We start from the raw sequence: 26380 nt of genomic DNA, 5'->3' as shown, positions 1-26380 counted from the left end.
CGGGGTTCGATGCCCCGCCGGGCGGTCCTGCCTGCGGCTTCAGTCGTTGAACACCCGAGAGGGGTGCAACTCGCCCGCCATATACACGCCCACGGCCACTGCACGGCCCATATAACTGGCCCATGCCTCATCGCCATATTCGGCGTTTGAGGCCAAAACCATGCCGGGGTTGCCATGTTTCATCCGCATCGCGCCTTCAGGCGTGGTGGGCAGCTCTGGCAAATCGGCCAGTCCAATTTCCAGCGGCAGCAAAAATTCATCCAGCGCAGCGGTTTTGGCCAGCTCGTCGATCTTTTCCAGCGAAATCCCCTGCGCGGCGTCAAATGGCCCCGACCACGTGCGCCGCAGCCATTGCACATGCCCAAGACATCCCAGCGCTTCGCCCAGATCACGCGCGATAGACCGCACATAACCGCCCTTGCCGCAGACCATCTCCAGCTCAACATGGTCGGCATCGGGGCGTGAAATCATCTCAAGGCTTTCGACCCACAAAGGCCGCGCGGCCAAATCCATCTCGCCGCCACCGCGAGCGATGTCATAGGCGCGCTCGCCCTCCACCTTCACAGCCGAAAACTGTGGCGGCACCTGCATGATATCACCGCGAAACCTGACCAGCCCCGCTGCAATTTCATCGTCTGACGGGCGGAGGTCACGGCTTTCAATCACCGCGCCCTCGGCGTCATCGGTGCGGGTCGACACGCCCAACCGCACCATGAACCGGTAACATTTCAGCGCGTCGGTGATAAAGGGCACGGTTTTCGTAGCCTCGCCCAGCGCAATCGCCAAAACGCCTGTCGCATCGGGGTCTAGCGTGCCGGCATGCCCTGCCTTTTGCGCGTCAAACGCCCATTTCACCTTATTCACCACGGTTGTTGAGGTGATGCCCGCAGGTTTATCCACCACCAACCAGCCCGAAATCGCGCGGCCTTTGCGTTTGCGTGCCATGATGATGCCCCCTTGGGAAAACGATGGATAAAAAACGATTGGCTATCGCGCGCGGGGTGGCGCGTCAAGGTCGGGCTATTGTTCCTCGACCAGCCCCACAATTGGCCCCATCTGAAAGCCAAAATCGTCGCGGCCCAGTTCGGAGGCGTAAAGCCGGCTAATCTTGCCGTCAAAATACAGCGCGTTGGGGGTTTTCAGACCGTCACGAAACAAACGGCCAAATTCGTCAAAACTTACCGCGCGCCCCGAAATCGCCAGATAGGCTGTGTTGCCATCGGCAGAGACGCCCACGCCATTGCGGAAATAGCGGCTGTCACTATCGGGCAAAAAGCGCGGGTGCAGCGCGCCATCAATCACCAGCATCGGCCCTGATTGCGTCGCATAGCGGCAGGCGGGTGGCCGCGCCTTAAATCTGCGCGATTCTACCACGGAAAAGCGCCCCTCATGGATGCAAAACACACCATTCGGCAGCAGGCCAAAATTCCCGGGCCCGGCCGAGGTGACAATGCCGTGTTGCTCATGCCCGTCTATGACCAACAGCCCCACCGGCCCACGGTCGGAATGGTACATCCCCGCATTCATCGCAAATTGCAGCTTTTTGCCCTCGGGCTGCAAAACCCCGTTCACACGGCCAAAACTGCCCAAAACGGCACCCTGGGCGTCGGCCTGAAAGATGCGCAGATCTTGGCCGGCGGTAACTTCGCAGACCGTATAGGGTGTGGCCTCAAATTCCATATCGCGGCACGTTGCGGCAGCGGCAGGCGCTGCCAAAACCATAAAAACAATCAGCGCCTTAAGCGTCATCATCTTCGCGTGGCGGCGCATCGATATCGCGGCGCACCCGTTCATCCTCTAACAAGCGGCGTGTTTCATCGAGCTGGTCAAAGGTAATATCGCGGCGAAAGCGCAGCTCTGGCACATGCTTGATGATCATGCCTTTGCTGACATGGTGACGCAATTCGCCCTGATGACGCGCGAGCAGCGCAATCGCGCCCTCGACATCATTGCCACCCAGCGGCATCACATGCACCGTGGCCACCCGCAAATCGGCTGACATCTGCACCTCACCCACGGTGATATACAGACGGTTCAAATCCGGATCATGCACATCGCCACGCGACAGCACCTCGGATAAAATCCGGCGGATCAATTCACCAACACGAAGTTGGCGCTGCGTTGGCCCCTTGGCCGAGGTAAAGCTTTTGTTTGCCATATGCCCCACATAAGCGCTTATGTGGCGGCCCGCAACGGGGGCTGCACCCAGAATCGCGCGGGTTTATGCTTAAAGCGATGCAGCGCGCGTTATCTCATCCATCGTTAGCCCGTAATGCCCCGCAAACCGCGCCTTCGCCGACACGTGCCGCGCATTATCGGGCGCATCTTGGGGCTTTGCGCATCCACCCGCTTCGCGCTAAACAGGCGCAAAGCATTTAGAGGAATAAATCATGACCGACCTTCCGGGAATCGTTGTTACAGGGGCCTCGGGCCGTATGGGGCAAATGCTGATCCGCACCATCACTGCGTCAGATAAGGCTCGGTTGGTCGGCTGCGTTGAACGCACGGGCCATGCGTGGATTGGGCGTGATGTTGGCGAGGCCATGGGCGGGGCCCCGATCGGTGTCACAGTGACCGATGACCCGCTAGAGGCCTTTGCCGTGGCCCAAGCCGTGATTGACTTTACCGCCCCTGCCGCGACGGTGGACTTTGCCGCCCTAGCCGCGCAGGCGCGTTTGGTCCATGTGATCGGCACCACCGGTATGGAGCCTGCCGATATTGCCAAGCTCGGCCCTGCCGCCCGCCATGCCGTGATTGTGCGGGCGGGGAATATGTCGCTGGGTGTGAACCTGCTGACCCGCCTGACCCAAAAAGTCGCCGCAGCACTGGATGCCGATTGGGATATTGAGATCGTCGAGGCCCATCACCGCATGAAAGTTGATGCCCCCTCTGGCACCGCATTGATGCTGGGTGAGGCTGCGGCCGAGGGGCGCGGCGTGACGCTGGAGGATGTGCGTGACAGTGGCCGTGATGGTATTACCGGCGCGCGCAAACGTGGCGACATCGGCTTTGCGGCCATTCGCGGCGGCGATGTCGTGGGTGAACATGACGTGATTTTTGCCGCCGATGGCGAACGTATCGTGCTGCGCCACCTTGCGACCGACCGCAGCATCTTTGCCCGTGGCGCGCTGCGGGCCGCCCTTTGGGGTATCGGCCAAAAGCCGGGTGAATATGATATGATGGATGTTTTAGGTCTCTGACGCGACAAACCGGCGATAGTCATCAGACGCCTCAAGGAAACCTTGATCCACCAAAGCCGCCGTGCCGCTGTAAACCTGCGGGGCGGCGGGTTGGATTGTAAAGGCATCGCCGCCCTCTGCCGCCGCCAACCGATTGGCATCCTCGGCATGGTCCCATGTTCCCGCCGCAACTGACGCCCTGTCCCGCGCCAAATAATCGCCCGCCAATTTGTAATGCCGCAGCAGGCCGGTCACATCGGCCACTTGCACGCCACTGGCACAATGCGGATGGGTCATCAGCTGCACCCCTGCCACGTTACGCACCAAGGAATGCTTTGACAAAAAGCACGCCTCGCCAAACACCTCGGCCCGCAAGCCACCGATTTTCAGCGCGACATCGCCGCCATTGCCCGCCAAAAACCAGCTAAACCCAATCCGGTCGTGGTCATGGTAGGGCACAGACACAACCTGCCCCAAGCTATAGTGATCGGCCTGCGCAAGCACCTGCGGATAGGTCCACCCCTTGCCCGCGCCATAAGGCAGCGGCGAAAACAGATCAAGCATCTGCGTGACCATCGCAGTAAACCCACGCGCGTTCAGATAGCCGGTCAGCTGCGGCAAAGGCGCCCCCAGCGGCACCTCAAACATCTCATCCGCATCGGCAAACAGCACCCAACCGCCGCGAAACACGCGGGCGGCCTGTGTGCGCAACAACACCTCATAGTGTTTCGCGGGCAAGGTATTGCGGATGATTGTCACATCTTCACAGCCTGCGGCAATCGCCACGGTATCATCACTGGACCCGTTATCAATAATAACAATATGGCGCACGCCAAGTGCGCGGTGATGCGCAATAAATGACCCGACAAAATAGGCAGCATCGCGCATCAAGCACACAACGCCCACCTCATCCACGGCCAGATCAACCTGCGCAGGGCCATGCACAACCAGATTGCCGCGCGCCACGCGCCGCCGCGCAGCAAAGGCCTGCCAACGCCGCCCAATCCCTGCAAAAACACGCGCTATCACTGGCCACTCCTTACTTCCCCACCCCAAGATGCCAGCGCCCCTGCCCCAAAGGCAAGCCCTTGCTTTGGCGCAGACAAACAGGCAACCTCTGGCAATGCCCAACAACTTTAAAAACCAAATCTCCGGCATCTATGAAACCCACCTGACCGTGGCCGACCTGCCGCGCGCAGTCGCGTTTTACCGCGATGTGCTGGGGCTGGAACTGGCGCATCAGGTGCCTACACGCGGCATCTCGTTTTTCTGGGTGGGCGGGCGTGATCAAGGGATGCTCGGCCTGTGGCAAGGCAGCCAAGGGCCGCTGCACATGCTGGGCCATTTTGCGTTTCGGATGTCGCAGGCGGGGGTTTTGGCCGCGCCTGCAAACCTTATTGCGCAGGGCGTGCAGCCGCTTGGCTTTCACGGCGAACCCGTCACCGAACCTGTGGTTTTGGGCTGGATGCCCGCCGTCTCAGTCTATTTCAAAGACCCCGACGGCCACTCAATCGAATTTATCCATGTGCTGGAGGATGCCCCCGATCCCGACTTTGGCATCGGCCCTTGGTCGGCATGGCAGGCCCGCCTATCGGCCTGTTGACCACGCACACCAAATGCGCCAAGTAAATCCCCCCGCAATGCACAAGCTTTAGGCACTTGCCCCACAAACAGGCGCGCAATCCACGCGCGGCGCTGGTTTCGGCCTAATTCCGGTTGCCCCCCTCTGCCCCCACAGCCATAGTCCGAGGCGTAGGAGACCCAAAACATGTCCATTACTGCCAGCATCTACCACCTGACCCATTACAAATATGACCGCCCAGTCACGCTTGGCCCGCAGATTATCCGTCTGCGCCCCGCGCCGCATTCACGCACCCGCGTCATTTCGCACGCGCTACGCGTGTCGCCGGAACCACATTTTGTGAACCATCAACAAGACCCCTATGGCAACTGGCTGGCCCGCTTTGTGTTTCCCGAACCGGTGCGCGAGTTCAAAATTGAGGTTGATCTGGTTGCCGATATGTCGGTCTATAACCCCTTTGATTTCTTTGTCGAGGAAGCCGCGACCAAGTTCCCCTTTACGTACGGCGACGAAATTGCGCCTGATCTAAGCATCTATTTAAAACCCGAACCCGTTGGCCCGCTGCTCGATGCCCTGCTCCGCAGCATTTCGCGCGCCCCAATGGTGACGGTTGATTTCTTGGTGATGCTGAACAGCCGTTTGGCGAATGAAATTAACTATGAAATCCGCATGGAACCCGGCGTGCAAACGTCTGAGGTCACACTGGGCCGCGCCGCTGGGTCTTGCCGCGATACCAGCTGGCTGTTGGTGCAGGTGCTGCGCAACCTCGGCCTTGCCGCACGGTTTGTGTCGGGCTATCTGATCCAGCTGAAACCCGATTTGATTGCCATCGATGGCCCCGCAGGCACCGACCACGACTTTACTGATCTACATGCGTGGGTTGAGGTGTATCTGCCCGGCGCTGGCTGGGTTGGGCTTGACCCAACCTCGGGCCTGCTGGCGGGGGAAAGCCATGTGCCACTGGCCGCCACGCCGCATTACCAGAACGCTGCGCCGATCTCTGGTGTTGCCAGCTTTGCCGAGGTTGAGTTCTCGTTCGACATGCAGGTCAAACGCACCGCCGAACATCCGCGCATTACCAAACCGTTTTCTGATGAGGCATGGACCGCGCTGAACGCCCTTGGCCACAGCATCGACAAACGTCTGACCGCTGGCGATGTGCGCCTGACCATGGGCGGCGAGCCGACCTTTGTGTCGATTGACGATTTTGAGGGCGACGAGTGGAATTCAGCCGCCGTTGGCCCGACCAAACGCAAGCTGGCCGATACGCTAATCCGCAAGCTGCAAGATAAGTTTTCTACCGGCGGCTTGCTGCATTACGGCCAAGGCAAATGGTACCCCGGCGAAACCCTTCCGCGTTGGACCTTCTCGCTGTTCTGGCGCAAGGATGGCAAGCCGATCTGGCGTGATGCCAACCTGTTGGCGCGCGAAGATACCAATGAAAACATTGGCCCCGATGATGCCCAAGCGCTGCTAACGGCCATCGCTCGCAACCTTGAGGTGCCGGTTGAGAACGTGTTGCCCGCGTTCGAGGACCCTGCCGAATGGATCATCAAAGAAGCCAGTCTGCCCGAAAACGTGACGCCTGAAAATTCAAAGCTGAAAGACCCCGAAGAACGCGCCCGCATTGCAAAAGTGTTTGAACGCGGTCTGACCACGGCGGCGGGTTATGTGCTGCCCGTTCAGCGCTGGCAGGCCCGCGCGGCCAAAGGCTGGCTGTCCGAGGTCTGGAATATGCGCCGTGGCAAGGTGTTCCTTGTGCCCGGTGACAGCCCTGTCGGCTATCGCTTGCCGCTGGGCACGCTGCCGCATATCCCTGAATCGGCCTATCCGTTTATCAACCCCCAAGACCCGACGGTTGACCGCGCACCGCTGGCCGACCCTGATGCAGCGCCCGAGGCACGCGAACAAGACATCGCCAGCCGCACCAGTGCCCCTGCGGGCCAAGATGTGGTGGAACAAACGCTCCATTCGCTGGATGGCCGTGTGCGCACAGCCATTTCCGTTGAGCCCCGCGATGGCAAACTCTGTGTGTTTATGCCACCCGTTGAGACGCTAGAGGATTACCTAGAACTGATCGCCGCGACTGAGGCTGCTGCCAAATCCATTGGCTGCAAGGTAATTATCGAAGGCTACAGCCCGCCAAGTGACCCACGGATTGAGGTGATGCGCATCGCCCCCGATCCGGGCGTGATTGAGGTAAACATCCACCCCGCCGCCACTTGGGCCGATTGCGTACGCACCACGGAAACCGTGTATGAAGAGGCCCGTCAATGCCGCCTTGGCACCGATAAATTTATGATCGACGGCCGCCACACTGGCACCGGCGGCGGCAACCATGTGGTTGTTGGCGGGGCAACCGTGCTGGATAGTCCGTTCCTGCGCCGCCCTGATCTGCTGAAAAGCCTGATCCTGTTTTGGCAGCGCCACCCCAGCATGTCCTACCTGTTCGCAGGCACTTTCGTCGGCCCCACCTCGCAGGCGCCGCGGATAGATGAGGCCCGCCACGATGCGCTGTATGAGTTGGAAATCGCGCTTGACCAAATTTGGCCACCCACCGACGGCACCCCGCCGCCGCCATGGCTGACCGACCGTTTGCTGCGCAACAGCCTGATTGACGTTACCGGCAACACCCACCGGACCGAGATTTGCATCGACAAACTCTTTTCGCCCGATGGCCCTACAGGCCGCCTTGGCCTTGTGGAATTTCGCGGGTTTGAGATGCCGCCAAACCCGAGGATGAGCCTTGCGCAGCAAGTTCTGCTGCGCGCCATTATTGCGCGTTGCTGGGAAAACCCGATCAGCGGCAACCTGACGCGTTGGGGCACCACGCTGCATGATCGCTTTATGCTGCCAGCCTTTATTTGGGATGATTTCTTGGATGTTCTGGGCGACCTAAAGGCCCATGACATGAACCTTGACCCCGCATGGTTTGCGGCGCAGGCTGAATTCCGCTTCCCTTTCTGCGGCGAGGTGACCTATGAAGGTGTCACACTGGAACTGCGCCAAGCGTTAGAGCCGTGGCATGTGATGGGCGAAACCGGTGCGATTGGGGGAACTGTGCGCTATACTGACAGCTCGGTCGAACGGCTTCAGGTAAAACTGTCAGGGGCCAACCCCGACCGTTATCGCGTGACGGCAAACCAGCGCATGGTGCCACTGCAAAAAACCGCTAAAACCGGCGAAACCGTGGGGGCTGTGCGCTTTAAAGCGTGGAAACCCGCGATGTCGATGCACCCCGTGCTGGAAGTGGACGCGCCCCTAACCTTTGATATCTATGACACATGGACAGGGCGTTCTTTGGGGGGCTGCCGCTATCACGTTGCCCACCCCGGCGGACGCAGCTTTGATACCTTTCCGGTCAATGGAAATGAGGCAGAGGCCCGCCGTCTGAGCCGGTTTGAACCGATGGGCCACACCACCGGCGCCTATACCCCCGCGCCGGAAACACCGCACCCCGAGTTTCCAATGACGCTCGATCTGCGGCGCAGACCCGGCCTGTAACCCATGCACCCCAACGTCTCGCCCGCCCTTTTGGCCACTTATACCACTGCGTCAAACGGGCGGGATGAGATGTTGGATGCGCAAGGCCGCGTAAAACCGGTTTGGGCCGAATTCACCACGCATATTTGCGGGTTGCAGCACAGTGATTTGGCCAAACGCTTTGCCCGCGGCGACCAATATTTGCGCGATGCAGGCGTGCTGTACCGCCAATATGACGAAGCCGTTTCCACCGAGCGCGAATGGCCCCTGAGCCATATTCCAGTAATACTGGCCGAGGATGAATGGGCAACGATCGCCAAGGGCCTGACCCAACGCGCCGACCTGTTGGAGCTTGTGGTCCGTGACCTTTATGGCGAAAATAAACTGGTCGCAGATGGCGACCTACCCGCAAGCTTGCTGGCCCAAAACCCCGCGTGGCTGCGGCCCTTGGTCGGGGTGAAACCTGCCGCACGGCATTGGCTAAACCTGCTCTCCTTTGAAATCGGGCGCGGACCGGATAACAAATGGTGGGTGATCTCTGATCTGGTTGAGGCCCCAAGCACCGCTGGCTTTGCGCTGGAAAACCGCATGGCGATGACCCGCGCGTTCCCCAACCATTTCGCGGGGGCGAACATTCACCGTTTGGCAGGGTTCTTTCAGGAATTTCAGAAAACCCTGTTTTCAATGCGCGGTAAGACCGATGGCGAAATCGCTATCCTCTCGCCCGGCCAGATGAACCAAAACTATGCCGAACACGCCTATATCGCGCGGTATTTGGGCCTGTTGCTGGTTGAAGGCGAGGATTTAACCGTTCAAAACGGCCGTGCAATGGTGCGCACCGTGGCTGGGCCAAAGCCCGTGACCCTGCTGTGGAACCGCCTGCCCGGCGCGCTGTGTGACCCGCTGGAACTGGACCCCGGATCATTGCTTGGCACGCCGGGACTGCTGGATGCGCTGCGCAGTCAAAGCTTGCGGATGGTCAACATGCTGGGCAGCGGTGTGCTGGAAACCCGCGCGCTCATGGCTTTTTTGCCAAAAATCGCACGCAAATTACTGGGCGAACCGCTGGCCATGCCCAATATCGCGACATGGTGGTGCGGCCAGCAAAGCGCGCGTGACTACGTCCTTGCCAACCGCGACCGCATGATGATCGGCTCGGCCTTTTCCACCATCCCGCTGATGGCTAGCCCCGACAGCACCGCCATCGCCCCGCAACAGGCAGGGCTGCCCGAACTGCTCAACTCCTCGGGCGCGCAACTGGTGGGCCAAGAGGCGGTGACGCTATCCACCACCCCCACCTATGAAAACGGCCAGCTTGTTGCCCGCCCCCTTAGCCTGCGCATTTTCATGGCCCGCACCAGTAATGGCTGGCAGGTAATGCCGGGCGGTTATGCGCGGGTTAGCGCAGGCGATGACGCCAAAGCCTTTGCCATGCAGCAAGGCGGCAAAGTGGCCGATGTTTGGGTGGTCAGCGACCAACCGGTGCACAAGCCCACCCTGCTGCCTGCAACCCAAACGCTGCGCCAAACCGCCAACCGCGCCCTGCCCAGCCGTGCCGCCGACAACCTTTTCTGGCTTGGCCGCTATGTCGAACGGGCCGAACTGAACATGCGCCTGTTCCGCGCCTATTTTGCCCGCATCAACGATGGTGCCACCGATGCCTCTCCGCTTTTGCGATTTTTGCGGGCTGGCCCGATGGACGATGCCACGCCCGCAAAACTCGCCTCCCGCTTTGGGGACCCGCTTACCCACGCGCTACGCGCTGCCGCTAAAATCGGCGACCGTTTTTCGCCCGATGGCATGATGGCCCTGCGCGACCTTGTGGCGGAAAGCGACAGCTTTAACAGCCGCATTACCCCGCCCGATGAACTCCCGCGCGAGATAAGCATCCTTTTGCGTAAAATCGCGGGCTTTGCAGGCCTCGTCCACGAAAACATGTATAATTCGGATGGCTGGCGCTTTCTCAGCCTTGGCATGTCGCTGGAACGGGCCAGCTCTATGGCGAAAACCCTGTCGCATCTTACCGCGCCCGATGCCCCCGAAGGCGCGCTCGACCTCGCACTCGAAATCGGCGACAGCGTCATCACCCACCGCACCCGCTTTTCCATCTTTGCCGATACCGCCTCGGTGCTGGACCTGCTGGCGCTGGATGATCAAAACCCCCGCGCCATCCGCTACCATATCAGCCGCGCGCGCCGCCACATAACCGGCCTACCTGGCCATGCCGAAAGCCACCGCCTTACCCGCGTCGCCAGCCAAGTACTGCTGCTGGAAACGCAACTTGCCACCGCCGACACTAACAGCCTTACCCCTGAAAGCCTGACGCACATGACCTATGATATCTGGGCCTTAGCCGATACGCTAACCGCCACGCATCTGGTATAGACCATGCTTTATGATATCAGCCTGACGCTCACCCACAGCTACGCCCAGCCTGCGGGCAACAGCCGCCACCTGCTGCGGCTCGTGCCGCAATCGGGGCCAACCCAAACCCTGACATCACATCTGATAACGGCTTTGCCGCTGCCCGAAACCCGCCAAGACCGCACCGATTTTTTCGGCACCTCCGTCACCGAGCTTACCCATACCGAGCCGCATCTGGACATGACCATCACCATGACCTGCCGCGTCGAAATGCCCCCCCCATTGCCGTGGAACGACATCTCGCCCAACCTCAGCCGACTACTTGATCAGGTCCGCATGTGCCGCGATCTTTCCGCCACATCGCCCGTGCATTTCCTCGGGTCGTCCTACCGGCTTAGGCCAGACACAGACATCGCCGCCTTTGCCCGTGATGTGACCCGCCCCGATGAAACCGTGGCCCAAACCACCATCCGCCTAGGTCAGGCCCTCCATGCGGCGATGCGCTTTGATTCCGCGGCCACGACGGTTGATACCACCGCGTCGCAGGCCTTTGCCCAACGCAGCGGCGTGTGCCAGGATTTCACACATATCATGATTATCGCTCTGCAATCCTTGGGCATTCCGGCGGGCTATGTCAGCGGCTACCTGCGCACCCTACCGCCACCCGGCAAGCCACGCCTTGTCGGCGTTGACGCTATGCACGCATGGGTAAAGGCATGGTGTGGCACCGGCATGGGCTGGATCGAATACGACCCCACCAACGCCACACTCGCCAGTACCGACCACATCACCGTAGGCTATGGCCGCGATTACGCCGACGTCAGCCCAATCTTGGGCCATCTCCGTTCTTCCGGCGCGCCCAAGGCCAAACAGACGGTCGATGTCGCCCCTGTGGAATAGGGGTGTGGTCGGGGTACACCTCGATTTCACCCCAAACTAACGGTTCAATAATCCGCCTTTACGCCTGTTTTCTTACAACTGAGACGCCCAAAACCTCTAGCACCTTGCCCTCGATCTGCGCGGCGTCCATGCCCGCCACCTCATACATCCGCTCGGGGCTGGCTTGGTCGATAAAGATATCCGGCAGCACCATAGACCGATATTTCAGCCCGCGATCAAACACGCCCTCATCGGCCAAAAGCTGGGCCACATGACTACCAAATCCACCAACAGCGCCTTCCTCAACCGTTATCAAAACCTCATGGTTTGCGGCCAGATCAAGGATCATATCGCGATCCAAAGGCTTGGCAAATCGGGCATCGGCGACCGTGGGCGTGATCCCTTTAAGTGCCAAGCTCTCGGCCGCTTTGCGCACCTCGGCCAGCCGCGTACCGAATGACAAAATCGCGACGCGTGCACCCTTTTGCACGATCCGCCCTTTGCCGATTTCCAGCGGAATGCCGCGTTCCGGCATCTCGACGCCTACGCCCTCACCACGCGGGAACCGGAAGGCAATCGGCCCGTCGTCATGCGCCGCCGCCGTGGCGACCATATGCACCAGTTCGGCCTCATCTGCTGCGGCCATCACGACCATTCCGGGCAGGTTCGCCAGAAACGCCACATCAAACGCGCCGGCATGTGTGGCCCCGTCAGCACCGACAAGGCCGGCCCGATCAATGGCAAACCGCACCGGCAGCCGCTGGATGGCCACGTCATGCACCACTTGGTCATAGCCGCGCTGCAGAAATGTCGAATACAGCGCACAGAACGGCTTTAACCCGGCCGCCGCCATACCAGCCGAAAACGTCACCGCGTGTTGTTCTGCAATCCCTACATCGAAGCAACGCCGCGGAAAGCGTTCGGCAAACAGGTTCAGCCCTGTGCCATCCGGCATAGCCGCCGTAACCGCCACGATTTTATCATCGCGCGCGGCCTCATCCATCAAGGCACGCGCAAAAACCGAGGTATAGCTGGGCGCGTTCGAGGGTGTCTTTTTCTGCTCGCCTGTCAGCACGTCAAACTTGGCCGTGGCATGGCCTTTGTCGCGGGCCTTTTCAGCGGGGGCATAGCCTTTGCCCTTTTTCGTGATCACATGGATCAGCATCGGCCCTTTGGCGCGGTCATGCACGGTGCGCAAAACCGGCAGCAGAATATCCAGATCATGCCCGTCAATCGGGCCGATATAGGAAAAGCCCAATTCCTCAAACAAAGTTCCGCCGACGGTCATGCCTTTCAGCATCTCTTTTGCCCGCCGTGCGCCTTCTTGGAACGGTTCGGGCAAGAAGCTGACAGCCCCCTTGGCGACGGCTTTCAAATCTTGAAACGGCGCGCCAGCATAGAGGCGCGACAGATAGGATGACATTGCCCCCACCGGCGGGGCAATCGACATTTCATTGTCATTCAGCACCACAAACAGCCGTTTTTTCAGGTGGCCCGCGTTGTTCATCGCCTCAAAGGCCATGCCCGCGCTCATCGATCCGTCACCGATCACGGCCACCGCATCCCCCGGATCTCCCCCCAGATCAGCCGCCACAGCAAAGCCGAGTGCTGCCGAGATTGAGGTGGAGCTGTGCGCCGCGCCAAACGGGTCGTAGGGCGACTCCGAGCGTTTGGTAAAGCCCGAAAGCCCACCCTCGGTGCGCAGGGTACGAATACGATCACGCCGCCCCGTCAGAATTTTATGGGGATAGCATTGGTGGCCGACATCCCAGATAATTTTGTCGCGCGGGGTATCAAAAACCGCATGCAGCGCCACGGTCAATTCCACCACACCCAGCCCTGCACCCAAATGCCCACCCGTGACCGACACCGCCGAAATCGTTTCGGCCCGCAGCTCATCGGCCACTTGCCGTAATTCGCGGTCCGACAGGGGTTTCAGGTCGGACGGCAAGGTCACGCGGTCCAGCATCGGGGTTTTGGGTCTGTCGGTCATTCTGCCCCCCTGAGGTCAGCTGTCGCGGGCGATCACGAACCGTGCCGCCGCAGTCAAATTTTCAGCCCGCGCGCCGTAAGGTGCAAGGGCGGTTGTAGCCTCGTCAATCAGGGCAGCGGCACGAGATTTCGCACCCGCCAATCCCAAAAGCGAGACAAAAGTAGCTTTGCCTGCGTCGGCATCTTTGCCCAGCCGTTTGCCTGCTTTGGAGGCATCACCCGTTACATCCAAGATGTCATCGGCAATCTGAAAGGCAAGGCCCATCGCGGCGGCATATCGCCCCAAGGGTCCGGCATCGGCACCCGCCAGCACTGCACCAGCCGTGGCCGACCATTCAAACAAGGCACCGGTTTTCCCCACTTGCAAACGGGTGATTTGCGGCAAGGTCAATGGTACAGCAGCAGTCTCGGCGGCGATATCCAGCGCTTGGCCCAGCACCATGCCACGCGCACCAGCCGCTTTTGCTATACCCGCAATCAGGGGCAAACGGTTGGGGCCAAGCGCCGGATCGGTCAACAACTCGAACGAGAGCGATTGCAGCGCGTCACCGGCCAGAACAGCCACGGCCTCATCCCATTTGCGATGAACAGTGGGCAGACCGCGGCGCAGGTCGTCATCATCCATGCAAGGCAGATCATCATGAATCAGCGAATAGGCATGCATTGCCTCTATCGCCGCCGCAGCGGCCACAGCATTTTCCGGCGCGATACCATGCAAAGCGGCCGATTCCAGCACGAAAAACCCGCGCAACCCTTTGCCGCCTTGTACCGCATAGCGCATGGCGTGAATCACAGGTTCATCATCCAGCCCGTTCAATGCCGCATCCAGCCGCGCCTTTATCAGCCGGCTAGAGGTGGCTAAAAGATCGGGAAACGTCACATCCCCTCCGCCGGGGTGGTGCCGATGGCTTGGCCATCCTTGGCGCGGATCATTTCGACCTTATCCTCGGCCTCTTTCAGTTTGGACGCGCAATGCGCCTTTAAGGCAGCGCCGCGTTCATACAATGCAATCGACGCCTCTAGCGGAACCTCGCCGCGTTCAAGCGATGATACAACTTGCTCAAGCGCACTCATCGCTTCTTCAAAACTCATCTCGGCGACTGGCTTGTCGTTTGCTTTATCGGGTGCTTTATCGGGCATGTCCGCGTTCCTTCAATACTGTCACATGGGCGGCAGTTGCAGCCGCCAGCGCTGGCAGATCATAACCGCCCTCTAAGGCCGACACCACCCGCCCCGCGCAATGACGATCGGCGAGGTCACAAATACGTTCGGTCAGCCAAGTGAAATCGCCCGTAGACCAGTTCAGATTGGCCAAGGGATCATCACGGTGGGCATCAAAACCGGCGGAAACGAGAATCAATTCCGGTGCAAAGGCGTCAATTTGCGGCAAGATATACGCGGCATAGGCGGCGCGCATATCTGCGCCGGTGCTGTTCGGGCGCAGCGGCAGGTTGATGATTTGGCCATATGCGCCGGTTTCATGCGCAGCCCCCGTCCCCGGATACAGCGGCATTTGGTGGGATGAGGCGAACAGCACGCGGGGCTCATCCCACAGCACATCTTGGGTGCCATTGCCGTGATGCACGTCAAAATCGACAATCGCCACGCGGTTTAACCTGTGATGGTCCAACGCATATTTGGCAGCAATGGCGACGGTGCCAAATATGCAAAACCCCATGGCTGTTTCGGTTTCGGCATGATGGCCCGGTGGCCGCGTGGCGACAAAGGCATTGGTGGCCTGACCCGACAAGACGATATCAACAGCGGCACACCCCGCACCCACCCCGCGCAAGGCCGCAGTGTAGGATCCGGGTGCCAGATAGGTATCACCATCTAGCGACGCCCAGCCTTGTGCAGGCACGGCTGCCCGCACCCGATCAATATAGGTTTGCGGGTGACAGCGCAGAACATCGGCAAGACGGCCCAAAGGGGCGTCTAGCCGCAACAGGTCAATCCCAGCCAATCCTTTGGCAACAGCTGCCAAGCGGGCCACCTGCTCTGGGTGGCCCGCTGGCGATACGTGATCGTCACAACTGGAATGGGTAAAATAAGCGGTTACCAAGAGTCGTTACTTTGCATTTACCTATCAATAACCGCCAAGGGTGTTAGCCCTTTGCCGTGTCTAAATTGGGATTAGTACAGTGTTAGAACAATCAGAGTCACGTCAGCCTTGTTCATCCTGACATTCCAGCACGGCATCCAAGCCCGCCATCGTGCCGGTAAGGTCAATCGACAACACTTCCTGACCATCGTGGTACATTGTCATGGTCTGGCGTTGGGCGATTGACATGAAGAAATCAACATTGTCGAATTCAATATCTGCGCCGGGAACGCCGTTCAGATACATACCCTTGGCTTCGCCGCTGTATTGCTCGCCATCAAGTGTGAAGTCGATCGGGTACATGCCCCCGTCCTCAATATCACCCCAAGCCGTGTTAAACACGGTCACATAGCCAAAGCCAGTCGTACGATCCAGGCCGATACGTACCAACGACCCATCGACAAATTCGCCTTGTAGCAAGCAACCGTTGCCCAAACTTGGATCAATCATCACATCAAAAAAGTCAGAAGACCCCCAATGCTCCAACTCTTGCGCTGACGCCATTGTCGCAAATACCGACCCCGCAAAAAGCGCGGCCCCTATTGTTTTTATGATCATCCCTCGTCCCCCTGTGTTCTGGTTAGTCTGTCGATAGCGGGGGTAATGTCAAAGGATTATTTCAGCGCCACCAGATTGATGCCTAATCAGGCGCAAGCATATACCCCGCACCGCGCACGGTTTGCAGGTAACGCGGTTGTTTAGGGTCGTTTTCAATCTTGCGGCGCAGACGGGTTATCTGAACATCAACGGCGCGTTCTTGGCCGGTCTTTTCTTCGGCCGTGCTATCGCGACCCAAATCGCCGGCAAGCGTCTCGCGCGCAATCGGCTGGCCGGGTTGGGCAGCAAAAATGCGCATCAACTGCGCCTCGGTTGCCGTTAGGCGCACGGGGTCACCGCCATGCCACAGCTCTCCACGGTCAATATCATAGCGCACCATGCCAAGGTGCAGCATTTTCGGCCCCACCTCGGATTGCACTTGCGGAACGCGGCGCAGAATGGCGTTGATGCGCAGCAACAGCTCCTTTGGTTCAAACGGTTTGGACAGATAATCATCGGCCCCCGCCTCTAGCCCCTCAATGCGACTGTTGGTTTCGTCACGCGCGGTAAGCAGCATGATCGGCGCAGACAGCTTTTGCCGGAACTCACGCGTCAGTGCGATACCATCAATGCCGGGCATCATCACATCCATGATGATCATATCAAATTCCAACCCGTCCAGCAGCCGCCGCGCTTGCGCACCATCCCGCGCGATTGTCACCAAAAAGCCGTGACGCATCAGGAATTTTTGCAGCAAGCCGCGAATGCGCTCATCATCGTCAACAACCAGCAAATGCGCCTGAGGTTCGGGGATCATAGGGTATTCTCCTTCAGGCTTTGATACTGCCGCCGCGCTTGTTCGTCCATCATCGCCTCTAACACTTGTCGAAATCCTTGTACCGCACCCGGCCCTGCTGCGCGATAGGCCGCACGCATGCGGGCACGCTGGGCATCGGAAAGACCGCGCTCTAACTCGGCGCCTTTTGGGGTAAGGTGCAAATGACGTTCACGTTTATCACTGCGGCCAACCCGACTTTCGACCAAACCATCCTCTATCAACCCGCGCAACACGCGATTCAGGGATTGCTTTGTTACAGCCAAAATAGCCAGCAAATTGTTAACGGTGGTGCCGGGACTGCGGTGAATGAAATGCAGGGCGCGGTGATGGGCGCGGCCGTAATCCATACCTTCCAGAATGCGATCAGGGTCCGAGGTGAAACCGCGATAGGCGAAAAACATCGCCTCAATCCCTTTGCGCAACTGATCATCGGTTAGAAACAGCAAGTTTTCGCTGTGACTTGCACCGCCCTGAGAGTTTTCCATCACTTGCACCACACCTGCCATTTTGCGCGATTTTATGTCAGCCTTGTTGACTTTCCAAGCCCCCGCTGTTAGCGATTTTTCGATTTTGCGTAACTTTATGTCCATTACGGACCTAGTTAGCGCAATATATGGAAAATATTGCAAGGGGTGCCGACATGACTGGCTATGATAATCGCGATGGTAAAATCTGGATGGATGGCGAATTGGTCGATTGGCGCAGCGCCAAGGTCCATATTCTGACGCACGCGATGCACTACGCCTCCTCCGTGTTTGAAGGCGAGCGCTGCTATAATGGCAAGATCTTCAAATCGGTTGAGCATTCCGAGCGTCTGCGCAATTCGGGTGCCCTGCTGGATATGGAACTGCCATGGTCGGTGGCAGAAATTGAGGTTGCCAAAGAGGCAACGCTAAAGGCCAACGGCTTGACCAACGCCTATGTGCGCCCCATCGCGTGGCGTGGCGCTGGCGAAGATATGGGCGTGGCAAGCAAGCGCAACCCGATCCATCTGGCGATTGCGGTGTGGGAATGGGGCAACTATTACGGTGATGCCAAGACGCGCGGCGCCAAGCTGGACATCGCGAAATGGAAGCGCCCCAGCCCCGAAACCATCCCCCATGCGGCCAAAGCGGCGGGGCTCTATATGATCTGCACCATGTCGAAACATGCGGCCGAGGCCAAGGGGTGTTCAGATGCGATGATGTTTGACTATCGCGGCTATGTGGCCGAGGCGACGGGCGCGAACATCTTTTTCGTGAAGGATGGCGTGGTGCATACACCGCTGGCCGATGGCATCTTGAACGGCATCACGCGGCAAACCGTGATCGGGATGCTAAAGGAAAAGGGCGTTGAGGTACAGGAACGCCGGATTGAAGCAAGCGAGCTGGAAGGTATGCAGCAATGCTGGCTGACTGGTACAGCCGCCGAGATTACGCCCGTGGGGCAGATTGGCGACTACAATTTTGAGGTCGGCCAAATGACGCGCGATATTTCATCTGAATATGAGGCGCTGGTACGCCGCTGATACAAAAATGGCCCGGGCTTTGCTGTCCGGGCCTGCCCGATGGCTAGGCGCTAACACCACGGTCAATGCGCAAATACTGTTGAACCCGCGCGCCGTCGTTATGGTCATGTGGCCGTTGGTTCAGGGCACGAATGGTCGGGTGCGGCGTGTCTTTGTCGCCGCGCTGCTCAATAGCCCAGAAATGCTTTTTACGCGCGGTTTCGGGCGCGCTTCGATGATCTGCAAGGTGCTTGGTCATTGGGTCCTCCTACCGGTTTCAATATTTGAACTGTAGCATGGAAAACGCCCCAAGTCGCCTGCAAGTTGCAGGCTAGGCCAAGGGTTGCCGGCTATGACAGGCGGCTTATGGCCCAGGCGGCGGCATCGGCCACTGTGCCGTCTGGGTCGTTCAAGTGGGGCTTGGCAGCGTCAATCAGCGCCGGATCACCCGAATTTCCAATGGCATAGAGCACGTTACGGGTAAACCTGTCGCGGCCTATCCGTTTGACGGGGCTGCCTGAAAACAAGGTGCGAAAGGCGGCATCATCCAAGGCAGCAAGCTCGGCCAAATGTGGCGCACCAACGCGGCGGGCATAGCCGATTTCTGATGCAGCCACCGCAAACTTGTTCCACGGGCAAACCGCAAGGCAATCATCACAGCCATAAATGCGGTTGCCCAGCAAAGGCCGCAAATCGGGGGCAATCGGGCCTTTATGTTCAATCGTCAGATAAGAAATGCAGCGCCGCGCATCCAGCTGATAGGGCGCGGGAAAAGCGTTGGTGGGGCAAATATCAAGGCAAGCGGTGCAATTGCCGCAATGGCTGGTCTCAGGCGCATCTTTGGGCAGGTCTAGCGTGGTAAAAATGGAGCCGAGGAAAAACCAGTTGCCCAGATCACGCGACAACAGGTTCGTGTGCTTGCCCTGCCAGCCCAAGCCCGCCGCCTGTGCCAGCGGCTTTTCCATCACGGGGGCGGTATCAACGAACACCTTAATCTCGGCACCCGTTTGCTCAACCATCCAGCGGCCCAGCCGTTTCAGACGTTTTTTCACCAGATCATGGTAATCGCGCCCCTGGGCATAGACCGACACGGCAGCACGGTCGCGCTGCTCCAACACATCCAACGGGTTATTTTCGGGGGTATACACCTCGGCCAGCATAATAACCGAGCGCGCCTGCGGCCACAGCGCTGCCGCCGAACCCCGCCATGACATCCGTTCTGCCATCCAGCCCATTTGGCCATGACGGCCAAGCTCGACATACTCCGACAGGCGTTGGGCCGTATGGGGTGTGGCATCTGGCGCGCAAATACCCATAGCCGAAAATCCCTCGTCCAACGCGCGGGCCTGAAGTTTTTCGCGAAAGGCTGTGGTATCCACCGGCCTGATCTAGGCCGCTTGGGGCGCGCGGGCTTCGGTTAGAATCGCATAGAGCTTTGCCGGGTCGCTATTGGCGCGCAGCTTGGTCACAACATTCGCATCCCGCATGGTCCGCGACACAAGGGCCAGCGCCTTTAGGTGGTCAACGCCCGAATCTTTGGGCGCGAACAGCGCAAACACCAAATCAACAGGCTGACGATCAACCGAATCGTAATCCAACGGCTTTTCCAGCCGCAAAAACACGCCGATAATCTTTTCCAATTCCTGCAACCGCGCATGCGGCAATGCGATGCCATGGCCCACACCGGTCGGGCCAAGGCTTTCGCGTTCTTGCAAGCCATCAACGGCGATCGAGGCGTTCAGACCATGGACCGAGGAGAAAACCTCACCAATTTCTTGGAAAAGGCGTTTCTTACTGGTCAGGTGGCTAACGATGCGCACGGCACCGGGCGCCAAGAGATTGGTTAGTTCCATGGTCTGCTTTTATCCCACGCCAACGGCGTTTTACTTCGTGTTGCGCGGGTCAATCCAGCCGACGTTACCATCATCACGACGGTAGACGACGTTCACCCCGCCATGTTTCGAGTTGCGAAACACCAGCATCCGCTCGCCCGCCAGTTCCAGCTGCATGACTGCTTCGCCGACAGAGACGGTCGGAACCTTGGTCTCCATCTCGGCGATAATCATGGGCTGAAGTGACTCGGGCTCGTTGTCGCCGTGTTCCTCATTCGCCGCGAGGATATAAGAGGAACCGCCGTCGAATTCAACAGGCGTTACGCGGTCGCGGTGGTGATCACGCAAACGGCGCTTGTAGCGGCGCAGCTGCTTATCCATTTTTTCGCGGCAGGATTCGAAGGCGGCGTAGATGTCGTTGGCATGGCCTTTGGCCTGTGCATTCAGGCCGGTAGACAAATGGATCGTGGATTCACAAACAATCTCATGGCCGCTACGCGAAAAGATGATGACGGCCTCGGTCGGGCGCAGTGCGTACTTCTCAACCGTTTCGCCAAGCTCTGACTTCACATGGGTTTGAAGTGCATCACCGATGTCAATTTGCCGTCCGCTAATCTGATACCGCATAGTTCCTCCTTCGTGGTTCGACAAAGGGCGCCTCGCACCTTGCAAAGTGCCCCGCAGATACAGGTTAGAAATCAAACCAGTACAATAAAGTCCTTTGATCATCGGCGGTTAAACCAATGTCACAGTGAATTCGACTGGTTCGGTTCACACGAGCATCAAGGGTATTTGGCGATACAGAAGGCCGCCTTGTCAATGATTACTTGTCATAATTTTACGCTCTGCCACGCTGTCGTGAAGAAATGTATAATTGGTTAACGGAATGCCGGGAAACGCCCTAGCTGATCCGAAAATTTTGGCCCAGATATACACGACGCACATTTTCATCGCGCACGACCTCATCTGTGGTGCCGCTCATCAGCACTGTGCCGTCATGCAAAATATACGCTCGGTCTACGATTTCCAGCGTTTCGCGGACATTGTGATCGGTGATCAAAACACCAATGCCGCGACGTTTCAAATCGCTAACCAAATGCCGGATTTCGCCCACAGCAATCGGGTCAACGCCGGCAAAGGGTTCATCCAACAGCAAATACTTCGGGTCTGCCGCCAAGCAGCGCGCGATTTCAACTCGCCGCCGTTCGCCCCCCGACAGCGCAAGCGCCGAGGCACGGCGCAGGTGGGTGATGGAAAACTCAGACAGCAGCTCTTCCAGACGCTCGCGCCGTTTGTGGCGGTCATCCAAGGTGATTTCCAGCACGGCAAGTATGTTATCCTCGACCGAAAGCCCGCGAAAAATACTGACCTCTTGCGGCAAATAGCCGATGCCAAGCCGCGCGCGGCGGTACATGGGCAGCGACGTCACGTCATAGCCGTCAATCAAGACCTTGCCGCCCTCGGGGGAAACCAGCCCTGCAATCGCGTAAAAACACGTGGTCTTGCCCGAGCCGTTCGGCCCCAGCAACGCCACCACTTCACCGCGGTTCAAATGCATCGACACATCACGAATGACCGGCCGCTTTTTATAGCTTTTACGCAGGTTTTCGATATGCAGCCCTGCGTCGCCGGACGTCACCTTCAGCTCTGGCATCAGTTCTTCGCTTTCCCCGGCTGAAAGACGGTTTGCACACGACCCTCCATCACGCCCGTTCCGGCCTTTAGGTCAATCACCAGCTTTTGCCCCGACAGCGCACTGCCGCCTTGCGTCAGCAAGACATCGCCCGTCATCACCACGTTGCCGCTGTCAATCGTATAGACAGCCTCACGCGACTCGGCCGCATCGGTTGCGTTGGTCAGGGTGACGCCTTCGCTGGCGAAAAGCTTGGAAATGCCGCTGCCATCGGCCGTATATTCGACCTTGACCCGCCCAGCCGCCAGCCGCATCCCGCCTTGGCCAACCAAAACATTGCCGGAAAATACGGCCGTTCCATCAGCCTGATTAACAGCAAGCTGATCGGCCGACACTTCAACCGGAAGCGAGGTATCTTGCTTTAGCCCGCCAAAGGCTACGCTTGCGCCCTGTGCCAGGCCCAAACCGGGAACAAGGGCAAAAAATGCCAAAACTGCGCTAAGCCGAAATACCTGTAACATGCCCGGTCCTAATTTTTTTTATTGCGCTAAGGGTTGGTATGACAGTTTAACGCCATTTTTCAACAGAAGAACATAGTTATCTGTGCCATCGTTTGCCTGACGAAGTTCCATCGCGCCTGCGGATAGTTTGCCGGCAGGGCCAGTGCCTGCAACAGCCGTATCACTCATCAGCGACGTGCGATCCAACGCGGCGGTCATCGCTTCGGTTTCCAACTCATAACCCGTCGAGGTGGTGATGGTAACGCCCCCCGAAACCGTCAGCGCCTGCAATACGCTATCTATCACGCCATGGGCGGCCACCAGCTTAGAGCTGCCCCCATCCGGCGTCGCCAAGTCAACAACAAGCGCGGAGGCGTTGGCACCCCCGCCGTTTTGTCCGGGACGGGCCTCAGCTGCCGCGATCGTCAGGGCGGCACCGTCATCGGTAACGCCGGCCCAAGCGGGCGCGGTTAGGCGCGGCTCGCGCACGCGGTCGGCGATGTCGACCTCGGCAAAGGGGATGGCGTCTGATGGGTCAATCGTGCGTGAGACCAGAAAAAGCGTCGACAAAATCGCAAGCGCCAGCAGTGGCAGGGCTACCTTTAGCCATGCAACCGCTGTGGAATGGAAATTGTCGTATTTTGTCATCGCGCCCTCTGGCGAGTGGAAGTTACCCTTAACATAGGCATTGCAGGCAAAAGCGCCAAGCCTTGCCAGAAAACACGGCGCCGTTTCGCCGAATGCCCCGCTCAGTGGTGAAAAATATCAAGCGGCTCGTTATAGCCCATCAAATCCAGCTCGGCGCGCGTCGGCAGAAAATGGAACAAACGGTTGGCAAGGTCCATCCGGTCTTCGCGGATCAACCGCGCCTCGAGCGCGGCCTTTAGCCGGTGCAAATACAGCACATCGGATGCCGCATAATCCTTTTGCGCGTCGGTCAGCTTGGCCGCGCCCCAATCCGAGGTTTGCTGCTGTTTCGACACATCAACGCCCACCAACTCGGACAACAAATATTTCAGCCCGTGACGATCGGTAAAGGTGCGCACCAAACGCGATGCGATTTTCGTGCACCAGACAGGCGCCGTCACCACGCCAAACGCGTTCTTCAGGGCCGCAATATCAAACCGGCCAAAGTGGAACAGCTTGGTCACCGCAGGGTCAGTCAGCAAGCGTTCCAAATTCGGGGCCGAGGTTTGCCCTTTGGCAATCTGCACCAGATGCGCATTCCCATCGCCCGAGGAAAGCTGCACCACACACAGCCGGTCGCGGCGCGGATCAAGGCCCATAGTTTCCGTATCAATCGCCACGACAGCGCCAAGGTTCAGCCCATCAGGCAAATCGTTTTGATAAAGATGAATGGTCATTGGGGTTGCTTTCAAGGGGGCAGGTTGCGCCTTTATAGGTTGGGCGGGTGGCAAAAGCCAAGGGCGGGCAAAGATATTACGCCAGCCACAAGGCCCACTTTCCGCGGTCGAGGGCAACCCCAATGCCCTCGACACAATTATCTTGAAATAAAGCGTTAAGCCCAACGGCCAATGGCAACCAACATGCTGCCATAAGCACCCGACGTAGACGCCGTTGCCCATGGCCGCCACGCCACCGAGGTTGTCGTTGGGGCCGCGCGCATCGAAACGCCTGATGCCCCGCTGCTGCGTTGCCCCGCCCCCCAAACCTGCGGTGCTGTGCTAAAGGCCGCTGGAAAGGTCCAGGTTTGGTTCGCGCTGGTGGTAAACATAGCACCATCGGCAGTCGTCAGCCCGCCAACAGACGCCGTAAACCAGCAGATCTGCGTTCCATCGGCAAACCGCGTAAACTCGCCATTTGCAGTACTACCGCGCTGGATCACCGCGCCGGTTGGCACGCCTCCGGTCAACCCGACCGTTCCCAAAAGCGACCCTTTCCCATAGACATAATCCGCCCGCGCAAGGCGCCCAGCGGTGGTATCTTGGGCATTCGCCTGCACCGCTGCACCGCTGACCAACCCGCTTGCCGCATTCACCACAAGCGCCTCAGTCCACGCACTGCCATCGGCGGAAACCTTCACATGAAAGCTGTTGTCTCCGGTCAAGCCCAACTCGGCATGACCCACAAAGCCGGTTTGATACAACAGCGACGCCGTGTCGCCCAAGCCGGATTTGTTCAACTTCAGTTGATGCCCCGCCCCCGCGTTGTTCAGCAAGGTCGCATCAGCCGAAACCGACAGCTTGTTACTGGCATCCGATGTGGTGCCAATGCCCACCCCCGGCAGGTTTTGCAACAAAAGCGCGGGCCTTACCCACTGCCCGCCCTGAAAGACGTAAAGGGCATTCGTCGCACTATCCCACGCCTGCCACCCCTCTGACGGGTCAAAAAACAGCCAAGCTGTCTCGGCCCAATAGGCAAGCTGGTTGGCGTGACCGGCCCAAGCGTTGAGAGGGGCCGCGCCCAATGCATAAACCGCCCCAGTGACGGGCAAAACAGGCGGGACAGTCTCGCCAATACCTTCAACCACCAGCTGGGTTAAAGCATCAAGATATTGCAGCGCCTCATTATGGGTAACGTGCTTTTGGGCCTGCGCCGGCATAAGGTAGGGCAGCCCAAGCCGGGCCGATGTAATAGACATGAAATGCGCCTCACGAGCTGTTATGGATCGGGCCCCAGCTTTGCCGTTCAAGGTTCACAGCCACCTACCTTTGCGGGCGCTGCGTTTACTATTCAAAGGCTGTGCAATTGGTTGCAGTGCCAAACCCACCGGCGCTGCCCGCACGATCGCCCTGTGCAAATCATCTGCCATATTCCAGACACCAAATGCATTCGTACCGCGTTGGGCCAGAAGCATTAAGTGACGCGCGGGCACCCGCTGGAATGCATGGGGCTGTGGCACCTCGCCAACCCAAAATGGCACGTCCTCATCTGTCTGCACCTTTAGGGTTAGCAGAACCAAAGCCCGATTGCAGGCCCCACTGGGCCCCAAGTCACACGCCGTGCGCAACACATATGAAATGGCAAAACCTTAACCATTCGTTAGCGAGGCCCGAGGCAGAACTTTAAAAAAAATTGAGTTAAAATAATGGATTAAGTCAAAATCCAGACGCTAATTGGGCGCAAACAAGACTGGCCGCTGCGGTGAAATAAGCCATTCGCGTCGAGCCTCTCTGATGGCTCGGCTTGGCCTAATCCAACCGGAGCAACCAGATCATGACACTTTTCAATGCGCCCCGCGGCGCACGCAACACCGTGCAACGCGTCTTTCATAAATCCATCCTGCTCGCTGCTTTTGTGTCTGGCATCGCCAGCGCTAATGCGGTTTTGGCTCTTGATATCCGCAACGACATGGGCGGCGTTGTGTCCCAGCGCATGGCCAAAGTTGAACAATTGCGGGCGGCAGGCACACGGGTCAGAATTTTGGGAACCTGCGTTTCGGCATGCACCCTTTACCTTGGATTGCCCAATACATGCGTCTCCCGAACAGCTAAACTCGGCTTTCACGGGCCAAGCACGCGGTTGCAAGGCATCCCCCTTCCCCGGCAAGAATTTGAACGCGTTTCACGCCAAATGGCGGCCTATTACCCTAGCCAAATACGCGGTTGGTTCATGTCCGAGGCCCGCATGCGCACCGGAAGTTATTACACAATCTCTGGCGCTCAGGCGATCGCTATGGGCGCAAGGCCATGTACCGAGGCGTAAGACGATTAAGGCCTGCCGTAGTGACGTGATCCGGCAAGTTCGGACCACGCGCTAAGCAGTATCCAGCGCTGACGACCGGATACCCAAAGCACGAAGTGACGCAGTTTCAGGCAAGTTTTAGGTATAAAAAGGATCAGATGCCTTACGACGCACAGATCGGCGCAATATAGATGATCCAAGCGACACGAAACCCAACACAAGCATCTTAGCTGAGTCGCAAACCTGTCCCGACACGCCCGACATTTCTGCGCAATGCATCCAAATTGACACTGGCGCTTGGCAAAGTGGTAAACTTTCGGCGTTGCGGC

At 58.6% G+C, this 26380-nt stretch carries 27 protein-coding genes; 7 read left to right on the top strand and 20 right to left on the bottom strand.

Features of this window, described 5'->3' with window-relative positions; genetic code table 11:
- Window positions 1-39: 39 nt before the first annotated feature.
- From truB to rbfA, 3 genes are all read right to left on the bottom strand, one after another.
- Window positions 40-945, bottom strand: a complete 906-nt coding sequence (truB, locus tag ACEN2J_RS06365; protein ID WP_442104211.1) for a tRNA pseudouridine(55) synthase TruB — start codon at window positions 943-945, stop codon at window positions 40-42.
- Between the two features lie 75 nt (window positions 946-1020).
- A complete protein-coding gene (locus ACEN2J_RS06360; protein ID WP_442104210.1) occupies window positions 1021-1752 on the bottom strand; it encodes a phosphodiester glycosidase family protein in 732 nt (243 codons plus the stop codon).
- The gene (rbfA, locus tag ACEN2J_RS06355) at window positions 1739-2158 is read right to left on the bottom strand and encodes a 30S ribosome-binding factor RbfA (RefSeq protein WP_442104208.1); all 420 of its coding nucleotides are present in this window, start codon (window positions 2156-2158) and stop codon (window positions 1739-1741) included. Before rbfA ends, ACEN2J_RS06360 begins: the two co-directional genes overlap by 14 nt.
- Before the next feature lie 232 nt (window positions 2159-2390).
- Here rbfA and dapB point away from each other — a divergent pair, with 232 nt between their 5' ends.
- On the top strand, window positions 2391-3200 hold the full coding sequence (dapB, locus tag ACEN2J_RS06350) for a 4-hydroxy-tetrahydrodipicolinate reductase (protein WP_442104207.1): 810 nt from the start codon (window positions 2391-2393) through the stop codon (window positions 3198-3200).
- On the opposite strand, the gene ACEN2J_RS06345 is transcribed toward dapB, so the two are convergent.
- Window positions 3189-4208 carry a glycosyltransferase family 2 protein gene (locus ACEN2J_RS06345; protein WP_442104206.1) on the bottom strand — a complete coding sequence of 340 codons (1020 nt, stop codon included), beginning with the start codon at window positions 4206-4208 and terminating at the stop codon, window positions 3189-3191. The genes dapB and ACEN2J_RS06345 overlap by 12 nt on opposite strands.
- 94 nt (window positions 4209-4302) lie before the next feature.
- Between ACEN2J_RS06345 and ACEN2J_RS06340 the strand changes: the two genes are divergently transcribed.
- The 4 genes from ACEN2J_RS06340 to ACEN2J_RS06325 all read left to right on the top strand — a co-directional run bounded on the left by ACEN2J_RS06340 (window position 4303) and on the right by ACEN2J_RS06325 (window position 11508).
- Window positions 4303-4782, top strand: coding sequence for a VOC family protein (locus ACEN2J_RS06340; protein ID WP_442104205.1), 480 nt, complete (start codon window positions 4303-4305; stop codon window positions 4780-4782).
- Window positions 4783-4947: 165 nt separating this feature from the next.
- A complete protein-coding gene (locus ACEN2J_RS06335) occupies window positions 4948-8265 on the top strand; it encodes a transglutaminase family protein (protein ID WP_442104203.1) in 3318 nt (1105 codons plus the stop codon).
- 3 nt (window positions 8266-8268) lie between these two features.
- Window positions 8269-10629: a circularly permuted type 2 ATP-grasp protein gene (locus ACEN2J_RS06330; RefSeq protein WP_442104201.1), complete on the top strand. Its 2361-nt coding sequence runs from the start codon at window positions 8269-8271 to the stop codon at window positions 10627-10629.
- A gap of 3 nt (window positions 10630-10632) precedes the next feature.
- On the top strand, window positions 10633-11508 hold the full coding sequence (locus ACEN2J_RS06325) for a transglutaminase family protein (RefSeq protein WP_442104199.1): 876 nt from the start codon (window positions 10633-10635) through the stop codon (window positions 11506-11508).
- 58 nt (window positions 11509-11566) lie between these two features.
- On the opposite strand, the gene dxs is transcribed toward ACEN2J_RS06325, so the two are convergent.
- The 7 genes from dxs to ACEN2J_RS06290 form a co-directional block, all read right to left on the bottom strand.
- Complete coding sequence (dxs, locus tag ACEN2J_RS06320) at window positions 11567-13480, bottom strand: 1-deoxy-D-xylulose-5-phosphate synthase (RefSeq protein WP_442104197.1); 1914 nt, start codon at window positions 13478-13480, stop codon at window positions 11567-11569.
- Window positions 13481-13495: 15 nt separating this feature from the next.
- Window positions 13496-14359, bottom strand: coding sequence for a polyprenyl synthetase family protein (locus ACEN2J_RS06315; RefSeq protein ID WP_442104196.1), 864 nt, complete (start codon window positions 14357-14359; stop codon window positions 13496-13498).
- Window positions 14356-14619 carry an exodeoxyribonuclease VII small subunit gene (locus tag ACEN2J_RS06310; protein ID WP_442104194.1) on the bottom strand — a complete coding sequence of 88 codons (264 nt, stop codon included), beginning with the start codon at window positions 14617-14619 and terminating at the stop codon, window positions 14356-14358. The genes ACEN2J_RS06315 and ACEN2J_RS06310 overlap by 4 nt, the downstream gene beginning before the upstream one ends.
- Window positions 14609-15541, bottom strand: coding sequence for a histone deacetylase family protein (locus ACEN2J_RS06305; protein ID WP_442104192.1), 933 nt, complete (start codon window positions 15539-15541; stop codon window positions 14609-14611). The genes ACEN2J_RS06310 and ACEN2J_RS06305 overlap by 11 nt, the downstream gene beginning before the upstream one ends.
- Window positions 15542-15643: 102 nt before the next feature.
- Entirely contained in the window at window positions 15644-16138 is a 495-nt protein-coding gene (locus ACEN2J_RS06300; RefSeq protein WP_442104191.1) for a hypothetical protein, read from the bottom strand.
- Window positions 16139-16220: 82 nt separating this feature from the next.
- Window positions 16221-16931, bottom strand: coding sequence for a response regulator (locus ACEN2J_RS06295; protein WP_442104436.1), 711 nt, complete (start codon window positions 16929-16931; stop codon window positions 16221-16223).
- Window positions 16931-17440, bottom strand: a complete 510-nt coding sequence (locus ACEN2J_RS06290; RefSeq protein WP_442104434.1) for a MarR family winged helix-turn-helix transcriptional regulator — start codon at window positions 17438-17440, stop codon at window positions 16931-16933. Before ACEN2J_RS06290 ends, ACEN2J_RS06295 begins: the two co-directional genes overlap by 1 nt.
- A gap of 155 nt (window positions 17441-17595) precedes the next feature.
- On the opposite strand from ACEN2J_RS06290, the gene ACEN2J_RS06285 reads away from it, so the two are divergent.
- On the top strand, window positions 17596-18462 hold the full coding sequence (locus ACEN2J_RS06285; protein ID WP_442104189.1) for a branched-chain amino acid aminotransferase: 867 nt from the start codon (window positions 17596-17598) through the stop codon (window positions 18460-18462).
- Window positions 18463-18505: 43 nt separating this feature from the next.
- Here ACEN2J_RS06285 and ACEN2J_RS06280 read toward each other — a convergent pair whose 3' ends face one another.
- The 9 genes from ACEN2J_RS06280 to ACEN2J_RS06240 all read right to left on the bottom strand — a co-directional run bounded on the left by ACEN2J_RS06280 (window position 18506) and on the right by ACEN2J_RS06240 (window position 25008).
- The gene (locus tag ACEN2J_RS06280; protein WP_442104187.1) at window positions 18506-18700 is read right to left on the bottom strand and encodes a hypothetical protein; all 195 of its coding nucleotides are present in this window, start codon (window positions 18698-18700) and stop codon (window positions 18506-18508) included.
- Window positions 18701-18791: 91 nt separating this feature from the next.
- A complete protein-coding gene (gene queG, locus ACEN2J_RS06275) occupies window positions 18792-19820 on the bottom strand; it encodes a tRNA epoxyqueuosine(34) reductase QueG (RefSeq protein WP_442104186.1) in 1029 nt (342 codons plus the stop codon).
- A 9-nt stretch (window positions 19821-19829) separates the two neighbouring features.
- Entirely contained in the window at window positions 19830-20294 is a 465-nt protein-coding gene (locus ACEN2J_RS06270) for a PTS sugar transporter subunit IIA (RefSeq protein WP_442104184.1), read from the bottom strand.
- A gap of 30 nt (window positions 20295-20324) precedes the next feature.
- The gene (hpf, locus tag ACEN2J_RS06265; RefSeq protein ID WP_442104183.1) at window positions 20325-20900 is read right to left on the bottom strand and encodes a ribosome hibernation-promoting factor, HPF/YfiA family; all 576 of its coding nucleotides are present in this window, start codon (window positions 20898-20900) and stop codon (window positions 20325-20327) included.
- 274 nt (window positions 20901-21174) lie between these two features.
- Window positions 21175-21927: an LPS export ABC transporter ATP-binding protein gene (gene lptB, locus ACEN2J_RS06260; protein WP_442104182.1), complete on the bottom strand. Its 753-nt coding sequence runs from the start codon at window positions 21925-21927 to the stop codon at window positions 21175-21177.
- Window positions 21927-22427, bottom strand: coding sequence for an LptA/OstA family protein (locus ACEN2J_RS06255; RefSeq protein WP_442104180.1), 501 nt, complete (start codon window positions 22425-22427; stop codon window positions 21927-21929). Before ACEN2J_RS06255 ends, lptB begins: the two co-directional genes overlap by 1 nt.
- 18 nt (window positions 22428-22445) lie before the next feature.
- Window positions 22446-23054 carry an LPS export ABC transporter periplasmic protein LptC gene (gene lptC / locus ACEN2J_RS06250; protein ID WP_442104179.1) on the bottom strand — a complete coding sequence of 203 codons (609 nt, stop codon included), beginning with the start codon at window positions 23052-23054 and terminating at the stop codon, window positions 22446-22448.
- Between the two features lie 101 nt (window positions 23055-23155).
- Window positions 23156-23770, bottom strand: a complete 615-nt coding sequence (locus ACEN2J_RS06245) for a ribonuclease D (protein ID WP_442104177.1) — start codon at window positions 23768-23770, stop codon at window positions 23156-23158.
- Between the two features lie 155 nt (window positions 23771-23925).
- Window positions 23926-25008, bottom strand: coding sequence for a DUF2793 domain-containing protein (locus ACEN2J_RS06240; RefSeq protein WP_442104175.1), 1083 nt, complete (start codon window positions 25006-25008; stop codon window positions 23926-23928).
- Window positions 25009-25583: 575 nt separating this feature from the next.
- Between ACEN2J_RS06240 and ACEN2J_RS06235 the strand changes: the two genes are divergently transcribed.
- Window positions 25584-26072 carry a hypothetical protein gene (locus ACEN2J_RS06235; RefSeq protein ID WP_442104173.1) on the top strand — a complete coding sequence of 163 codons (489 nt, stop codon included), beginning with the start codon at window positions 25584-25586 and terminating at the stop codon, window positions 26070-26072.
- Window positions 26073-26380: the final 308 nt, after the last annotated feature.

Origin of the sequence: Pseudorhodobacter sp. W20_MBD10_FR17, from assembly GCF_052119765.1 — a bacterium.
Classification (GTDB): Bacteria; Pseudomonadota; Alphaproteobacteria; order Rhodobacterales; family Rhodobacteraceae; genus Pseudorhodobacter.
This window is presented reverse-complemented; position numbering and strand designations above follow the sequence as displayed.

Bases quoted from the DNA above. Each gene is read 5' to 3' on its own strand.
- truB (WP_442104211.1), bottom strand. From the start codon at position 945: ATGGCACGCAAACGCAAAGGCCGCGCGATTTCGGGCTGGTTGGTGGTG.
- ACEN2J_RS06360 (WP_442104210.1), bottom strand. From the start codon at position 1,752: ATGATGACGCTTAAGGCGCTGATTGTTTTTATGGTTTTGGCAGCGCCT.
- rbfA (WP_442104208.1), bottom strand. From the start codon at position 2,158: ATGGCAAACAAAAGCTTTACCTCGGCCAAGGGGCCAACGCAGCGCCAA.
- dapB (WP_442104207.1), top strand. From the start codon at position 2,391: ATGACCGACCTTCCGGGAATCGTTGTTACAGGGGCCTCGGGCCGTATG.
- ACEN2J_RS06340 (WP_442104205.1), top strand. From the start codon at position 4,303: ATGCCCAACAACTTTAAAAACCAAATCTCCGGCATCTATGAAACCCAC.
- ACEN2J_RS06335 (WP_442104203.1), top strand. From the start codon at position 4,948: ATGTCCATTACTGCCAGCATCTACCACCTGACCCATTACAAATATGAC.
- ACEN2J_RS06330 (WP_442104201.1), top strand. From the start codon at position 8,269: ATGCACCCCAACGTCTCGCCCGCCCTTTTGGCCACTTATACCACTGCG.
- ACEN2J_RS06325 (WP_442104199.1), top strand. From the start codon at position 10,633: ATGCTTTATGATATCAGCCTGACGCTCACCCACAGCTACGCCCAGCCT.
- dxs (WP_442104197.1), bottom strand. From the start codon at position 13,480: ATGACCGACAGACCCAAAACCCCGATGCTGGACCGCGTGACCTTGCCG.
- ACEN2J_RS06310 (WP_442104194.1), bottom strand. From the start codon at position 14,619: ATGCCCGATAAAGCACCCGATAAAGCAAACGACAAGCCAGTCGCCGAG.
- ACEN2J_RS06300 (WP_442104191.1), bottom strand. From the start codon at position 16,138: ATGATCATAAAAACAATAGGGGCCGCGCTTTTTGCGGGGTCGGTATTT.
- ACEN2J_RS06290 (WP_442104434.1), bottom strand. From the start codon at position 17,440: ATGGAAAACTCTCAGGGCGGTGCAAGTCACAGCGAAAACTTGCTGTTT.
- ACEN2J_RS06285 (WP_442104189.1), top strand. From the start codon at position 17,596: ATGACTGGCTATGATAATCGCGATGGTAAAATCTGGATGGATGGCGAA.
- ACEN2J_RS06280 (WP_442104187.1), bottom strand. From the start codon at position 18,700: ATGACCAAGCACCTTGCAGATCATCGAAGCGCGCCCGAAACCGCGCGT.
- ACEN2J_RS06270 (WP_442104184.1), bottom strand. From the start codon at position 20,294: ATGGAACTAACCAATCTCTTGGCGCCCGGTGCCGTGCGCATCGTTAGC.
- hpf (WP_442104183.1), bottom strand. From the start codon at position 20,900: ATGCGGTATCAGATTAGCGGACGGCAAATTGACATCGGTGATGCACTT.
- lptB (WP_442104182.1), bottom strand. From the start codon at position 21,927: ATGCCAGAGCTGAAGGTGACGTCCGGCGACGCAGGGCTGCATATCGAA.
- ACEN2J_RS06255 (WP_442104180.1), bottom strand. From the start codon at position 22,427: ATGTTACAGGTATTTCGGCTTAGCGCAGTTTTGGCATTTTTTGCCCTT.
- lptC (WP_442104179.1), bottom strand. From the start codon at position 23,054: ATGACAAAATACGACAATTTCCATTCCACAGCGGTTGCATGGCTAAAG.
- ACEN2J_RS06245 (WP_442104177.1), bottom strand. From the start codon at position 23,770: ATGACCATTCATCTTTATCAAAACGATTTGCCTGATGGGCTGAACCTT.
- ACEN2J_RS06240 (WP_442104175.1), bottom strand. From the start codon at position 25,008: ATGTCTATTACATCGGCCCGGCTTGGGCTGCCCTACCTTATGCCGGCG.
- ACEN2J_RS06235 (WP_442104173.1), top strand. From the start codon at position 25,584: ATGACACTTTTCAATGCGCCCCGCGGCGCACGCAACACCGTGCAACGC.